Consider the following 14,192-nt stretch of genomic DNA (forward strand, 5'->3'; position numbering starts at 1 on the left):
AGGTGATTCCTATCAGTGAGCCCACCCCCACCCTCGCCCAGCTGCGGGCCTTCCTCGCGGTGGCCGAGCACCTGCACTTCCGGGAGGCGGCCACCTCGATCCGGATGAGCCAGCCCGCGCTGTCCGGCGCGGTCTCCGCCCTGGAGGAGATCCTGGACACCCAACTGCTGGAGCGCACCACCCGCAAGGTGCTGCTCACGCCCGCGGGCGAGCGGGTCGCCGAGCACGCCACCCGGGTCCTGGCGGCGGTGGACGGGCTGATGGGCGAGGTGGCGCAGTCGCGGGAGCCGTTCAGCGGTCCCGCGCACCTGGGCGTCATCCCGACCGTCGCGCCGTACGTGCTGCCCGCGCTGCTGCCGATGTTCGCCCGGCGCTTCCCGCACCTGCGGCTGACCGTGCACGAGGCCAAGACCGAGACGATCGTGGAGGAGGTCCGCGAGGGGCGCCTCGACCTGGTGCTGCTGGCCCTGCCGACGGAGGTGGGCGGCCTGGTGGAGGAGCCGCTGTACGACGAGGACTTCCTGCTGGCCGTGCCCGCCGACCATCCGCTGGCCGGGGACGACACGCCGATCGGGCGGGACGCGCTCAAGGGGCTCGACATCGTGCTGCTCAACCAGGGGCACTGCCTGCGCGAGCAGGCCATAGACGTGTGCCGCGAGGTGGGCGCGCGGGCCACCGCCACGACCTACGCCACCAGCCTGCCGACGCTGGTGCAGCTCGTGGCGGGCGGGCTGGGGGTGACGCTGCTGCCCGAGTCGGCGGTGCCGGTGGAAACGGGCAGGAGGGCGCGGCTGGCGCTGCGCAGGTTCGCCGCGCCCGCGCCCGGCCGTACCATCGGGCTGGCCTACCGGGGGTCGTCCGCGCGCGCGGCGGAGTACGCGCAGCTCGCCAAGGCGGTGCGCGGCGCGGTGCGGGCGAGGCGGCTGCCGGTGAAGGTGGTCGCCTAAGCCTCGCCCGCCGACAGGCGCTTCAGCCGGTCGGCCGCCTCGTCGATCACCTCGTCCTTCTTGCAGAAGGCGAACCTGACGAAGTGGCTGCCGCGCTCGGCGTGGTCGTAGAACACCTGCGTGGGGATGGCCACGACGCCCGCCAGCTCCGGCAGCCGCCGGGTAAGCTCCAGGCCGTCGGTGAAGCCGAGCGGGCGGATGTCGGTCTGCACGAAGTAAGTGCCGGACGGCTTGAGCACCTCGAATCCGGCGGCTGCCAGGCCGCCCATCAGCCGGTCGCGCTTGGCCTGCAGCGAGTCCCTGAGCGCGGCCACCCAGTCCAGTTCGTGGCGCAGGCCGTGGGCCACGGCGAGCTGCCAGGGCGCCGCGGCGGTGAAGGTGAGGAACTGCTTGACCGTCTGCACGGCCTTGACGTGCCGCGGCGGGGCGCAGATCCAGCCGGTCTTCCAGCCGGTGACGGAGAACGTCTTGCCCGCCGAGGAGATCATCACGGTCCGCTCGCGCATGCCCGGCAGCGTGGCCAGCGGCACGTGCTCGACGCCGTCGAAGGTGAGGTGCTCGTAGACCTCGTCGGTGATCGCGGTCAGGTCGTGGTCCTGGCAGAGCGCGGCGATCTCGGCCAGTTCCGCGCGGGTGAAGACGGTGCCGGTGGGGTTGTGCGGGGAGTTGACGAGGATGGCCCGGGTGCGCGGGGTGACGGCGGCCCGCAGCTCGGCGGGGTCGAAGGTGAAGCGGCCGTCCACCGGGCGCAGCGTCACCGCCGACAGGCGGGCCCCGGCCAGCGCGATGGAGGCGGCGTAGGAGTCGTAGTAGGGCTCGAAGGCGATCACCTCGTCGCCCGGCTCGCAGAGCGCGAGCACGCTCGCGGCGATCGCCTCGGTCGCGCCGACGGTCACGAGGATCTCGCCGTCGGGGTCGTAGCCGAGGCCGTAGTGCCGCTCGCGGTGCTCGGCGACCGCCTGGCGCAGCTCGGGTGTCCCCGGGCCCGGAGGGTACTGGTTGGCGCCCGACCTGATCGCCTCGACCGCCCGCTCCAGCATGGAGTCGGGCCCGTCGGTGTCGGGGAAGCCCTGGCCCAGGTTGATGGAGCCGGTGCGGACGGCAAGCGCGCTCATCTCGGCGAAGATCGTCGTGCCGAACTCGCGCATTCGGGAAACAAGGGGGTCGCTCACGGGTCCAGCCTATTAGTCTCGACCCGTGATCTTCCGGGCCGTTCTCGCACTCGCCCTGATCCTCCCGGCCCCACCGGCCCTGTACGAACCCCGCCTGGAGGCCGCCCCCTGCCCGGTGGCGGTGCCCGCCGGGACCGCGTGCGGCTTCCTGGTCGTCCCGGAGCGGCGGGACTCGCCGGGCAAGCAGGTCAAGGTGGGCTACGCCGTCCATCAGTCGGCGTCCAGGGAGCGGGCGGCGGATGCCGTCGTCTACACCAGCGGCGGGCCCGCGTCGTCGTCGATCCAGCTCACCGGGTATCTGAGCGCGATGTTCCCGGATCGGGACGTGGTGGTGCTGGAGCAGCGGGGCAGCCGCTACTCCGAGCCGAGGCTGGCCTGTCCCGAGACCGTCACCGCGATGCTGGACCGGTTGCGCGGGCCGGGGGGCCAGGTGGCCGCGGCGGCCACCGCCTGCCGTGACCGGCTGGAGCGCGAGCAGGGGGTGGACCTGCGCGGTTACACCACCAAGGAGATGGCGGCCGATGTGGTGGAGCTGCGGCGGCTGCTCGGCTACGAGTCCTGGAACCTGTTCGGGGTCAGCTACTCCACCCGGCTCATGCTGGACGCCGCGGCGGCCGATCCGGAGGGGGTGCGGTCGGTGGTGCTCGACTCGTTCCTGCCGCAGGAGGTCTCCTGGTACGCCGACGCCGACCGCAATCTCACCGCCACCCTCACCGCCCTCGGGGCCGCGGGCGGGTTCGAGGCGTTGGTCAGGCGGCTGGACGCCGTACCGGCTCGGGTTCCGGCCACCGACCCGCTGACCGGCAGGGCGTTCACCGCGCGGCTGACCGGCGGCGACGTGGCGACCGTGCTGGCGGAGGCGCTGCACGAGGCCGAGGTGATCGCGGTCGCCCCGGCACTGGTCGAGGCGCTCGCCGCCGGTCACGACGAGTTGCTGCGCCCGCTGGCCGACGCGGTCGGGCCGGGGCTGACCTCGCACGAGTTCGGGCTGTACCACGCGGTCCAGTGCCAGGACGAGATGCCCGCCACCCCCATCCAGTCCCGACTTTTCACGGTTAATGCCGATAAAGCGGTGTGTGATGCGTGGAAGCTCCCCACATCAGCTCCTACCGAGGGCACCACCACCGCCCCCGTGCTCGTCGTGGGCGGCCAGTTCGACCCGACCACCCCGACCAGGACCAGCAGGCCCGCGGCGGAGAAGCTGCCGAACGCCAGGTTCGTCGAGTTCGCCGGAGGCGGCCACGCGGTCTTCCTGTCCCACCGGTGCGCCGCCCGGACGATCGCCGCCTTCGTCGCCGACCCGGCGCGCTTCACCCAGCCGTGCGCCCCCGACCGGCGCGCCTACGAGCCGGTCAGGCCCGGCGACCTGCACGTCACCGGCGCGCCGTACCAGGTGCTCGGGGGACCCTGGCGGGCCGCGCCGCTCGCGCTGTTCGCGGTGGCGTCGCTGGTCCAGCTCGTGGCGGGGGCGATCAGGGGCCGCGCGCTGACGGCGTTCGCGGGCCTTTCCGGGCTCGCCTTCTCCGGCATCGTGATCGACGGCGTGTACGGCCAGGCGAAGGTCAACGAGACGGTCCTCGCCGTCGGGGTACCCTCCTATCTCGGCTGGATCGGCTGGGTCGCGGCCGGCTCCGCCGTACTGACCCTCGTGGCGCTGGCGCGCGCGAGACGCAGGTGGCCGCACGCGATCGCCGCGCTCGTCGCGGCGGGGGCGCTGACGTGGTGGTGGGCATGGGTGATGTGAGGCGGATCGGCGAGCTGGACGCGCTGCGCGGGTTCGCCGTGTGCGGGATCATGGCGGTCAACACCTGGCAGCACACCGAGCGGGTCGGCCGGACGGCGATCGACCAGGTCGTCGAGACCGCGCTGCAGGGGCGGTTCTACCCGATCTTCTCGCTGCTGTTCGGCATCAGCTTCGTGCTGTTCCTGCGCGGGAACGGCCGCTGGACGCTGGTGCGGCGGCTGCTGTGGCTGCTGCTGTTCGGCCTGCTGCAGCACACGTTCTACCCGGGCGAGGTGCTGACCGACTACGCGCTGTTCGGGCTCGCCGTGCTGCTGCCCGCCTCGTTCCTGTCCAGCGGGCCGCCGGTCCTGCTGCTCGGCCTCGGCGTCCTGGCGTGGGGGGTGTCGCAGGGCGGCGGCATCCTGCTGATCCCGGGGCTGTTCCTGATCGGCATGGCGCTGATGGATCTGCGGCCCTCCCGGCGGCTGCTGCTGCCCGCGTTCGTGGTGAGTGCAGCGGCCTCGGCGGCGCTCACCTGGCTGTGGCTGGGCACCGGCGACTGGACCTTCAACGTGACCGGCGCGCTGGCCGGGGCCGCCGCCTACGCCACCGGCCTGCTGCTGGTGCTGCGGCCGTGGCTGTCGGCCCTGCTCGAACCGCTGGGCCGTACCGCGCTGACGAACTACGTGTCCGGCACGTTCGTGATCTTCCTGACCGCGCCGCTGCTGAGCACCGACCCGACCCGCTGGTCGGTGGTCGCCCTGGTGCTGGCCACCGTGCTGGCCCAGGTGCTGTTCAGCGGCTGGTGGCTCAGCAGGTACCGATACGGCCCGCTGGAGTGGGTGTGGCGCTGCCTGACCAGGCTGCGACGGGTGCCGAACCGGCGGGGAGCGGAGCTAGAGTCGGCACCGTGACGAGAATCGCCCTGTGCCAGCTACCCGTCTCGCCCTCCCCCGAGGTCAACCTCCAGCGCGCCCGCGAGGCCCTCGCCGCCGCCTCGGGCGCCGACCTGGCGATCTTCCCGGAGTCCCTGCAGACCAGGTACGGCAAGCACGTCGCCGAGGCGGCCGAGCCGCTGGACGGGCCGTGGGTCGGCGGCCTGGCCGAGGCGGCCCGCGAGCACGGGATCGCGGTGATCGCCGGAGTCTGGGAGGCGGGCCCCGGCCGGGTCCGCAACACCGCCGTCGCCCTCGACGCGTCCGGCGGGCTGCGGGCCGCCTACCGCAAGATCCACCTGTTCGACTCCTTCGGCGCCCGCGAGTCCGACCTGGTCGAACCCGGCTCCGAGCCGACCGTGGTCGAGCTGGCCGGGCTCCGGATCGGCCTGGTCACCTGCTACGACATCCGCTTCCCCGAACTGACCCGGGCCCTGGTCGACCAGGGCGCCGAGCTGTTCGCGGTGATCGCCAACTGGGGCTCGGGCCCGCTCAAGGAGGACCACTGGGTCACCCTGGTCCGGGCCCGCGCCCTGGAGAACACCATGTGGACCGCCGCCGTCGGCCAGGCCCCCAACCCGGAGGAGTCCCACGACGGCTTCGGCATCGGCCGCAGCCTCCTGGTCGACCCCCTGGGCGTGATCCGGGCCGATCTGGGCAGCACACCGGGCGTGCGGATCGTCGAGGTGGACCCGGAGGAGACCCTCGCCGCCCGAGCGACCCTGCCCTGCCTCGAACATCGCGTACTAGGGGTCAACAGATCGTAAAGTGGGGACCGTGAGCACGAGGACGCAGATGCAGAAGGTGGTGCCGCCTCGGTTGCTCGTCCCCTACCTGTCGGGCAAGCGGACGGTCATCTCCGGGTACGTCTACCGCGTGCAGGACTGCGCGCGGCTCACCACGCCCAGGGCGCTGTACCTGGGGCTCGATCTGTCGTTCGAGGGCTCGGAGCTTTCGGCGGAGGTGCCGGAGGTCTATCTGATGCGCTGGCTGGCCAGGGACGTCGACACGTACGCGGTGCCGTACGGGCCGCACATGGGCGGCGACTGGAGTGACACGGCGCCGTTCGCGGGCAACGGGTTCACCACCTCGCGCGAGCATGTCGTGCCGCAGTTCCACACCATGCCGATGCCCATTCCGGCGGGGGCCGAGATCGTGCACGTCGACCCGGCGGGCGAGCGGCCCTTCGCCGGGTACGACGGGCTAAGCTGGCGGCCCGCCGCATGACCTCCGAGATCGTGCCGATCGCGTCGGGTTTCGTGGCCCGATACCGGGACCGCACCCATCCGGCCGCCATCGGGCCCGGCAGCGGCGACGTGGTGCTGTTCAGCGAGGAGGCGCTCGACGGGTTCGAGGCCGCCTCCGGGTACTGGCGGCGCGAGGTGACCCGCGCCGAGTTGGAGTGGCTGGTGCTGGTCCGCACGGTGGGGGCGTTCGGCGGGGAGCCGTGCATCGTGCTCGACGAGGACGAGGACGGCCTGCACATCGCCTACACCGGGCACAGCGGGATGAAGGCCGAGGCCCTGGGTTACTGGATGGTCGACCACGGCGCCTACGAGGTGGTCGTGCCACGCGAGGAGGTCTTCTCGATCAGGGTCGAGCGCATCCCCGTTCCCTGAAACGGCTGGGAAATCAAGGCGAATTCCAGATAAACGCGTGACATAAACGCTGGAGTCGCCATTCAAGGGCCGCGGATCGACTGAATCGGAACCATTCCCTAATCCTCGTCGTCTACTGGTATGACGAGGAAGGCGGTCACCATGGTCGCGGGTCCCCCACGCAGGTTTCAGGCTCCCCGGTCGCTCGACGGCGTCGAGGACAAGGTCATCCTCGTCATCTGCGTGATCGTCGTCGGCGCCAGTGTCGTCGGCGCCGTCTACGACTGGCCTCCGACCGTGTTGCTGCCGCTCATCTTCGTGGCGCTCTACGCGATCCTGCGCAACCTGCTCCCCCTGAGGGGCATGCACGAGACGCTGCGTCAGACCCAGGCCGAACTCGGCGAGGTGAAAGCGGAACTTGCCGGACATCAATGTCCGAAGTTCCGCTACTACGCGAACAACGCCGAATTCTACTCCGCCCTTTCCGAGGCGGTGCTCGGCAGCGCCGAGAACCAGCTCGACCTCTGGTACGTGCGGCAGGCGCCGCCCACGACCCTGGCCCAGAAAGCGGCCAAGCGCTACTTCGAGAACGTGCTGCGCTGGGCCAGGGAAAACTCCTCCAGGTCGGTCCGCCGCCTCATATGCGTGAATTCAGAGGAAATGCGGCAATGGGCCTTCGTCCACCATGCGCAGACCCGGCAGGTCCTCAACTATGAGGCTCACATCGTCGAATGGGACATCAAGGCAGATCTGCTCAACATGGCCATCGTCGACGAGAGACTCGTGTTCCTCGCCTTCTCCGGCGCCACCGGGCAGGCCATCCGCGGCATGAGCATGGAAGATCCCGAGGCGGCCAAGTACTTCACCGACTACTTCAACCAGCACTGGCTGAGCTCGACCCGCCTGGGCGCCTGGGTGCTCCGCACCTCCGGGTGAGAGCTAGACGCCCAGGTTGCGGTAGCGGGCCAGGCGGGTGCCGAGGCGGTCCTCGGGTGGGGTGGCGAGCAGGTGGACGATCTCGTACTCCAGGGTCCGGCCCACCCGTTCGCAGAACGCGCGCGGCTCGTAGGCCGCGTCCGGCCGCTCGGGGATGACCCGGTCGGCGATGCCGTCCCTGCGCAGGTCGGTCGCGCGTACGCCCTGGGCCTGGGCGATCTCGGGGGCGAAGTCGACGCTGCGGTACAGGATCGCCGAGGCCCCCTCCGGCGGCAGCGGCGACAGCCAGGCGTGCTGGGCGCACAGCACCCGGTCGGCGGGCAGCAGGGCCAGCGCCGCGCCGCCCGCGCCCTCGCCGAGCAGCAGGCACACGGTCGGCGCGTCCAGCATCACCAGGTCGGCCAGCGAGCGGGCGATCTCCGCGGCCAGGCCGCCCTCCTCGGCCGCCTTCGACATCGCCGCCCCGGCGGTGTCGATCACGGTGACCAGCGGCAGGCCGAGCTCGGCGGCCAGGCGCATGCCGCGGCGGGCGACGCGCAGCCCGGCGGGGCCCAGCGGGGCGACGGTGCGCTGCCTGCGGCGGTCCTGGCCGAGGACGACGGCGGGAGCCGCGCCGAATCTGGCCAGGGCGAGGAGCAGGCCGGGGTCGTTCTCGCCCTCGCCGGTGCCGTTGAGCGGGGTGACGTCGGTGGCGGCCAGCTTGAGCAGGGTGCGGATGCCGGGGCGGTCGTCGCGGCGGGAGCGGGTGATCGCCTCCCAGGCTTCGACGGGCCGCAGGTCCTCCTCCGGCTCGGGGCCCGCGACCAGCCCCTCCCGCGGCGCGCACAGGACGGTGAGCGCCCTGATCGCGATCTCGCGCGCGTCGGCCGCCGAGACGACCGCGTCCAGCAGGCCGTGGGTGAACAGGTTCTCCGACACCTGGACGCCCTCGGGGAAGGCGTAACCGTGCAGCGACTCGAACACGCGCGGCCCGAGGAAGCCGATCAGCGCCTCGGGCTCGGCTGCGGTGACGTGGCCGAGCGAACCCCAGCTGGCGAAGACGCCGCCGGTGGTGGGGTGGCGCAGGTAGACGACGTACGGCAGGCCGGCGTTGCGGTGGCCCTGCACCGCGGCGGTGATCTTGACCATCTGCGCGAACGCCAGCGCCCCCTCCTGCATGCGGGTGCCGCCGGAGGCGGGCGCGGCCAGCAGCGGCAGCCGTTCCCTGGTGGCCCGCTCGACCGCGGTGACCAGCCGTTCGGCGGCGGCCACCCCGATGGAGCCGGCCAGGAAGGAGAACTCGCAGGCGACGATCGCCACCCGGCGGCCGTCGAGGAACCCCTCACCGGTGATCACGGACTCGTCGTAGCCGGTCTTGACCCGGGCCGCGGCCAGCTCGTCGGCGTAGGAGGAGCCGGGGTCGGCGGGGTCGGCGGGCGGCGTGTCCCAGGACTTCCAGGACCCCTTGTCGAGGACCGTCTCGATCAGGGTACGCGCGTCCGGTCGACTCACCATGACTCCTCACTGTCAACGGGTGCTGCAATGTTGACGCGCGGGAGCGGCTTTCGGTGCCACCGTACGGCAGTCATCGTTCTTCTCGATCCTCCAGCCAGGCCAGGACGGCGTCGCCGTCCTGGCCCAGGGCGGGCGGCGCGGTGTGCTCCCGGACCGGCGCGCCGTCGAAGCGCAGCGGCGGCCCCGGCAGCTCGATGCGGCCGAGCACGGGATGCTCGACTTCGACGAGCAGCCCCTGCGAGCGGGTCTGCTCCCAGGAGTAGACCTCGTCGAGGGAGCGGATCGCGCCGGCGGGCACGCCGAGGTCGCCGAGCGCGGTCAGCCAGTGCGCCCGGTCGTGGCCGCCGAGGGTCTTCTCCATGTCGGCGATCAGCTCGTCGCGGTGGGCGAAGCGCTGCCTGTTCGTCGCGTACCTCGCGTCGTCGGGGTCGATGTCCAGCAGAGCGGCCACCTTACGCCACTGGCTCTCGTTGGCGACCGCGATCTGCAGCATCCCATCGGCGCAGTGGAAGGCGCCGTAGGGGGCGATGGAGGCGTGGTGGTTGCCGTTGGCGGCGGGCACCTGGCCGCCGACGGTCCAGGCGGTGCCGTGGTAGGAGTGCACGCCGGTGACGGCGGCCAGCAGCGAGGTGCGCACGACCTCGCCCCGGCCGGTGCGCTCGCGCTCGTACAGGGCGGCGGCGACGCCGTACGCGCCGTGGATGCCGGCCAGCAGGTCGGCGATGGAGGCGCCGACGCGGTACGGCTCGTCGGGTGAGGGCCCGGTCAGCGACATCAGGCCGGCCTCGCCCTGGGCGATCTGGTCGTAGCCGGGGCGCCCGCCCTCGGGGCCGTCGTGGCCGAAGCCGGTGATGGACAGGATGACCAGGCGGGGGTTGAGCTCGTGCAGGCGTTCGACGGGGAAGCCGAGCCGGTCCAGGACGCCGGTGCGGAAGTTCTCGATGAGGACGTCGCTCTGCCGGACCAGGCGCTCGATCAGGGCCTTGCCCTCGGCGGACTTCAGGTCGACGGCGATGGACTGCTTGTTGCGGTTGGCGGCCAGGAAGTAGGTCGAGATGTCGTGCGAAGGGCCGACGAAAGGGGGTCCCCACCCGCGCGACTCGTCGCCTCCCTCGGGATGTTCGACCTTGATCACCCTGGCGCCCAGGTCGCCGAGCATCTGTGCGGCGTGCGGGCCCGCGAGGGCACGTGAAAGGTCGAGTACGACGATGTCGCCCAGGGGTCCGCGCAAGATCAACCTCCATCGGTGGTGGCCGAGCCTAGTCGAAACGCGACAAGAAGCGCATTCAGCCTGCCTGTCAGGTGAGTGGCTCGGCCTCACGGTCAGGTCCCGCCCCATATGTACCCGGATGCACCTGGCACGATCGGAATCGTGCAGACCCTTGCCGCGCGCATTCTCGCGCTGCCGCCCTCCTGCGGGCCCGTGCGCCTCGTCGCCGTCGACGGGCCCGCCGGCTCGGGCAAGACCACGTACGCCGCCGCCCTGGCCGCCGCCCTGAACGCGCAGGTGGTGCACAGCGACGACTTCCCCATCCCCTGGTCGGAGGGACCGGGCGCGTGGTTCGCCCTGCTGGCGCGGCAGGTGCTCGAACCGCTGCGCCGGGGACGGCCCGGCGCCTTCCGCCACTACGACTGGGTGGCGGCCCGCTACACCGGGCGGGTGACCGTACCCATCGCCCCCGCCCTGATCATCGAAGGCGTCGGTACGGCCCGCCGCTCCGCCGCCCCCCTGCTCGCCTTCACCGTCTGGGTGGAGGCCCCCGGCGAGCTGCGCCTCCAGCGGGTGCTCAAGCGCGACGGCCCGGAACTCGAACCCCAGTGGCGCACCTGGTTCGCCGCCGAGACCGCCTGGTTCGCCGAGGACGCCACCCGCGAGCGAGCCGACCTCATCGTGGACGGCACCGCCCCCGGGCCCGGCTTGGGCGGCTAGCCGGGCGGCAGGTGGCCCGTGTCGTTGAAGGCGACCAGCTCCAGGCGGTCGCCGGTGAGGCGCCAGGTCGACACCGAGGCGTTCCAGATCGGGGCGTGCTCCTCGATCGCCGCCAGGTCGGCGTCCGGCGTCTCCTCGATGACGTGCCGCAGGATCAGCACCACCGAGTCGTGCGCCACGAGCAGCACCCGCCGCCCGTCGGACAGTTCGCGCAGGTCGCCGAGGAAGTCGCGCAGGCGGATCGCCACGTCGCCGAAGGACTCGCCGCCCGGGGGGCGGTAGCCGTACTCGCCGTCGGACAGGAGGCGTGCCACCTCCTCGGGGAAGAGCTCCTCGATGGCGGTCAGGTTGTAGCGGCTCAGCTCGCCCCACTCGCGGTCGCGCAGCCGCGCGTCGATCCGGACGGGCAGCGCATCGGCGCCCCAGGCGGCATGGGCGACGGCCCAGGTGTCGAGCGCCCGCAGGTACGGCGAGCACCACACGACCTCGGGGCGCTCCTCCTCCGGCAGCGCGCCCAGCGCCCGGCCGAGCGCGGCGGCCTGCCGCCTGCCCAGCTCGGTCAGCGTCACCTCGTCGTCGCTCCGGTCGTAGACCAGGGGGACGTTCATCGACTCCTGGTAGGCGAGGTTGGCCTCGCTCTGCCCGTGCCGTACCGCGACGATGCGCAAGGGGCCTGCCATGCGGATATCTTGCCATGGAGGACTCTCGCAGGGCGCCGCCCTTTACAAAGTAGATCTCACCCTGGTCGCCGGGCACGGAGACGTCGTAGGCCCGCTTGCCCGCCGGGTCGCGGCCGAAATCCAGGTTTCGGCTAGGGCCGAGCTTTCCGATGTTCGAGCACCTTGGCCAGTGCCCGCGCGACGTCGGCGGCCCGGTCCACGTCGTCCATGAGCATCGACTGGCGTATCCAGACGACCGACCGCGCCGCCTCCTCGGTCGCCGGGCACGGCTCGGCCCTGGCGCCCGCGTCCGTCAGCGCCGCCATCGTGCCGAGCGGCGGGTACCCGGCGTCCACCGGCACGCCCTCGGCGGCCATCGCCTCGACCAGGAAGGCCTTGTCCACCGGCTCGGTCAGCCGCAGCATGAGCAGGTGCCGCGAGTCCCCCGTGGTGCCCTCGGGCCGCGGGACCACGCTGACCGGCAGCCCGGCGATCTCCCGCTCGACCGCGGCGCAGAAGGCGTTCCTGCGGGCCAGCTCCCCGTCGAGGCGGTCCAGCCAGGGCAGCAGCAGCGCCGCCTGGATCTCGGTCAGGCGCAGGTTCCAGCCCACCGACGGGTGGCCGTACCACTGGCCGCCGAGCTTCCTGCCCAGGTTGCACACCGACCAGATCGCCTCGTAGGCGCTCTCCTCGCGGCACACGATCAGCCCGCCCTCGCCCGCCGTCATCGCCTTGCTGGCCTGGAAGCTGTACACGCCCGCGTCGCCGAGCCCGCCGATCGGGCGGCCCCGGTAGGTGGCGCCGTGCGCCTGCGCGGCGTCCTCCACGACGGCCAGGCCGTGGCGGGCCGCGACGGCGTTCAGCGCGTCCATGTCGGCGGGGCTGCCCGCCAGGTGCACCGGCATGATCGCGGCGGTCCGCTCGGTGACGGCCGCCTCGACCGCCCCGGCCGACAGGTGCAGGTCCACCGGGTCCACGTCGACGATCACCGGTACGGCGCCCGCGAGCAGCACCGAGGTGGCCGAGGCGACGAAGGTGTAGGCGGGCACGATCACCTCGTCGCCCAGCCTGACGCCGAGGCCGCGCAGGGCGGCGAACAGCCCGAGGGTGGCGTTGCCGACCGCCACGCCGTACGGCACGCCGGACAGCCCGGCGAAGGCCGCGGTCAGCTCCGCGCAGGCCGTGCCGCCCTGGGTGGCGCCCCACAGGCCGCTCTCCAGGACCTCGCCGACCCGCTCGCGCTGGGCGGCGTCGAGCGGCGGCGGCCAGGCCGGCCAGGGGTCGGTGCGGACAGGGGTACCGCCGTCGATGGCGAGCTTCATGGCAGCGTTCCTCCGGTCACTCGGTGGCCCAGGACGCGGGCGAGGTTGCCGCCCTGGATGAGGGCCCGGTCGGACTCGCCGAGCGGGGCCAGGGCGATGCGGCCGAGGCCCACGCGCAGGTCGAGGAAGCAGGAGTCGGTGCCCCAGACCACCCGTTCGGGCCCGGCCAGCGCGGCCAGGCGGGCGATCCAGCGGCCGGTCATCTTCGAGCCGCAGACCTCCAGCAGGACGCCGGGGTGGTCGGCGACGACCTCGGCGGCCCTGGCGAAGCCGTACGGGAACAGGCCCGCGTGGCCCATCAGCAGCGGGACCTCGGGGTGGCGGGCCGCGACGGTGGCGAACTGCGACGGGTCGTCCCACGGCGAGTCGGTCTGGCCGTGCGAGAGCACGGGCAGGCCGAGCTCCCAGACCGGGTCGTACAGCGGGTCGTCGAGGCGGCACTGGTGTACCGAGGGGTGCAGTTTCACGCCCCAGACACCCTCGGTGACCAGCGGCGTGCGGTGGTGCGGGTTGTACACCTGCCAGACGCCGAGCCTGCCGGGGTGGCGGGCGGCGGCCTCGAAGGCGAGCCGGTTGCCCTGCTCGGCGTCGGGGCCGACACCGAGCAGGTGGCTGATCCCGACGGCGGTGACGCCGATCCGGTCCATCAGGGAGACCATGCCGTCGGCGGTCGGGTCGGGGATGAGGAAGTCGGGCCAGGGGCCGAGGTGGCCGTGCGCGTCGAGGATCACAGCATCGCCTCCAGCGAGCCGGAGGCGATGAGCGCCACCTCGCCGGGTTCGAGTTCCAGGTGGTCGAGCAGGAAGCGGGGGCCGCAGTCGTCGAGGACGGGAGCGCCGGTGCCGAACACCAGCCGCTCCGCGCCGTAGCGTTCGGCCAGCCACTCCACGGCCCGCTGGGTGTTGACCGTGCCCATCTCCAGCCACACGTTGGGCGCCTCGGCCATCAGCTCGGCGATCGCCCGCAGCCTGCGGTAGCCGGGGTTGAGCAGCAGGACGCGCTGCTCGGGGAGCCGCCCGGCCAGGCTGAGGAGCTGCCCGGGAGAGGTCTCCTCCAGGTCGATCGCGACGGGCAGGCACAGTTCGGCCAGCCAGCGCAGCGCGACCGGCCCGGTCAGGTCGAACCGGTGCCGTTCGGGACAGAGCCTGACCATCCGCACGCCCCACTCCAGCACCTCTTCCGGCGTGCCGGGAGCACCGGCCCCCGGCACACCCGGCAGCACCACGGGCACCGGGACCAGCCGGGGGTCCCGCAGCGCGAACAGCGCCTCGTTGCCCGCCATGACCTCGGAGTACAGGCTCAGCGTGTGGGTCACGTAGGCCCGCTCGATGCCCAGGCGGTCCATCTCGGGGCGCGGGTCCACCAGCAGGTCGTCGAAGGGCACGGGGCCGACCAGGCGGTGGGCGTCGACGATGGGGTACGGCGCGCGCCCGGACGCGGAATGGTCGTCTAATTTCGGCACAGACCGAAATCTAT

General features: G+C 72.5%; 15 protein-coding genes. 8 read left to right on the forward strand and 7 right to left on the reverse strand.

Features of this window, described 5'->3' with window-relative positions; translation table 11 throughout:
* Nucleotides 1-2: 2 nt before the first annotated feature.
* The gene (locus ABZ911_RS09980) at nucleotides 3-947 is read left to right on the forward strand and encodes a LysR substrate-binding domain-containing protein (protein WP_358053952.1); all 945 of its coding nucleotides are present in this window, start codon (nucleotides 3-5) and stop codon (nucleotides 945-947) included.
* Here ABZ911_RS09980 and ABZ911_RS09985 read toward each other — a convergent pair.
* On the reverse strand, nucleotides 944-2,119 hold the full coding sequence (locus ABZ911_RS09985; RefSeq protein ID WP_358053953.1) for a pyridoxal phosphate-dependent aminotransferase: 1,176 nt from the start codon (nucleotides 2,117-2,119) through the stop codon (nucleotides 944-946). The two genes, ABZ911_RS09980 and ABZ911_RS09985, sit on opposite strands and share 4 nt — an antisense overlap.
* Before the next feature lie 25 nt (nucleotides 2,120-2,144).
* Between ABZ911_RS09985 and ABZ911_RS09990 the strand changes: the two genes are divergently transcribed.
* The 6 genes from ABZ911_RS09990 (at nucleotide 2,145) to ABZ911_RS10015 (ending at nucleotide 7,311) form a co-directional block, all read left to right on the forward strand.
* On the forward strand, nucleotides 2,145-3,863 hold the full coding sequence (locus tag ABZ911_RS09990) for an alpha/beta hydrolase (RefSeq protein ID WP_358053955.1): 1,719 nt from the start codon (nucleotides 2,145-2,147) through the stop codon (nucleotides 3,861-3,863).
* On the forward strand, nucleotides 3,851-4,756 hold the full coding sequence (locus tag ABZ911_RS09995; protein ID WP_358053957.1) for a DUF418 domain-containing protein: 906 nt from the start codon (nucleotides 3,851-3,853) through the stop codon (nucleotides 4,754-4,756). The genes ABZ911_RS09990 and ABZ911_RS09995 overlap by 13 nt, the downstream gene beginning before the upstream one ends.
* Nucleotides 4,753-5,544: a carbon-nitrogen hydrolase family protein gene (locus ABZ911_RS10000; protein ID WP_358053958.1), complete on the forward strand. Its 792-nt coding sequence runs from the start codon at nucleotides 4,753-4,755 to the stop codon at nucleotides 5,542-5,544. The genes ABZ911_RS09995 and ABZ911_RS10000 overlap by 4 nt, the downstream gene beginning before the upstream one ends.
* A gap of 10 nt (nucleotides 5,545-5,554) precedes the next feature.
* Nucleotides 5,555-6,004 carry a hypothetical protein gene (locus tag ABZ911_RS10005; protein ID WP_358053960.1) on the forward strand — a complete coding sequence of 150 codons (450 nt, stop codon included), beginning with the start codon at nucleotides 5,555-5,557 and terminating at the stop codon, nucleotides 6,002-6,004.
* Nucleotides 6,001-6,396: a hypothetical protein gene (locus tag ABZ911_RS10010; protein WP_358053962.1), complete on the forward strand. Its 396-nt coding sequence runs from the start codon at nucleotides 6,001-6,003 to the stop codon at nucleotides 6,394-6,396. Before ABZ911_RS10005 ends, ABZ911_RS10010 begins: the two co-directional genes overlap by 4 nt.
* Before the next feature lie 120 nt (nucleotides 6,397-6,516).
* Complete coding sequence (locus ABZ911_RS10015; protein ID WP_358053964.1) at nucleotides 6,517-7,311, forward strand: hypothetical protein; 795 nt, start codon at nucleotides 6,517-6,519, stop codon at nucleotides 7,309-7,311.
* A gap of 3 nt (nucleotides 7,312-7,314) precedes the next feature.
* Here the strand turns inward: ABZ911_RS10015 and ABZ911_RS10020 are convergent, their stop codons facing one another.
* Entirely contained in the window at nucleotides 7,315-8,805 is a 1,491-nt protein-coding gene (locus tag ABZ911_RS10020; protein WP_358053965.1) for a carboxyl transferase domain-containing protein, read from the reverse strand.
* Nucleotides 8,806-8,875: 70 nt separating this feature from the next.
* On the reverse strand, nucleotides 8,876-10,036 hold the full coding sequence (locus tag ABZ911_RS10025; protein WP_358053967.1) for a CoA transferase: 1,161 nt from the start codon (nucleotides 10,034-10,036) through the stop codon (nucleotides 8,876-8,878).
* A 141-nt stretch (nucleotides 10,037-10,177) separates the two neighbouring features.
* Between ABZ911_RS10025 and ABZ911_RS10030 the strand changes: the two genes are divergently transcribed.
* Complete coding sequence (locus tag ABZ911_RS10030; protein WP_358053969.1) at nucleotides 10,178-10,735, forward strand: hypothetical protein; 558 nt, start codon at nucleotides 10,178-10,180, stop codon at nucleotides 10,733-10,735.
* Here ABZ911_RS10030 and ABZ911_RS10035 read toward each other — a convergent pair.
* The 4 genes from ABZ911_RS10035 to ABZ911_RS10050 all read right to left on the reverse strand — a co-directional run bounded on the left by ABZ911_RS10035 (nucleotide 10,732) and on the right by ABZ911_RS10050 (nucleotide 14,178).
* The gene (locus tag ABZ911_RS10035; protein ID WP_358053971.1) at nucleotides 10,732-11,415 is read right to left on the reverse strand and encodes a histidine phosphatase family protein; all 684 of its coding nucleotides are present in this window, start codon (nucleotides 11,413-11,415) and stop codon (nucleotides 10,732-10,734) included. The two genes, ABZ911_RS10030 and ABZ911_RS10035, sit on opposite strands and share 4 nt — an antisense overlap.
* Nucleotides 11,416-11,546: 131 nt before the next feature.
* A complete protein-coding gene (locus ABZ911_RS10040; protein WP_358053973.1) occupies nucleotides 11,547-12,716 on the reverse strand; it encodes a DegT/DnrJ/EryC1/StrS family aminotransferase in 1,170 nt (389 codons plus the stop codon).
* Nucleotides 12,713-13,447, reverse strand: coding sequence for an amidohydrolase family protein (locus tag ABZ911_RS10045; protein WP_358053975.1), 735 nt, complete (start codon nucleotides 13,445-13,447; stop codon nucleotides 12,713-12,715). The genes ABZ911_RS10040 and ABZ911_RS10045 overlap by 4 nt, the downstream gene beginning before the upstream one ends.
* Entirely contained in the window at nucleotides 13,444-14,178 is a 735-nt protein-coding gene (locus ABZ911_RS10050; RefSeq protein WP_358053977.1) for an amidohydrolase family protein, read from the reverse strand. Before ABZ911_RS10050 ends, ABZ911_RS10045 begins: the two co-directional genes overlap by 4 nt.
* Nucleotides 14,179-14,192 lie beyond the last annotated feature (14 nt).

Origin of the sequence: Nonomuraea sp. NPDC046570, from assembly GCF_040645915.1 — a bacterium.
Lineage (GTDB): Bacteria > Actinomycetota > Actinomycetes > Streptosporangiales > Streptosporangiaceae > Nonomuraea.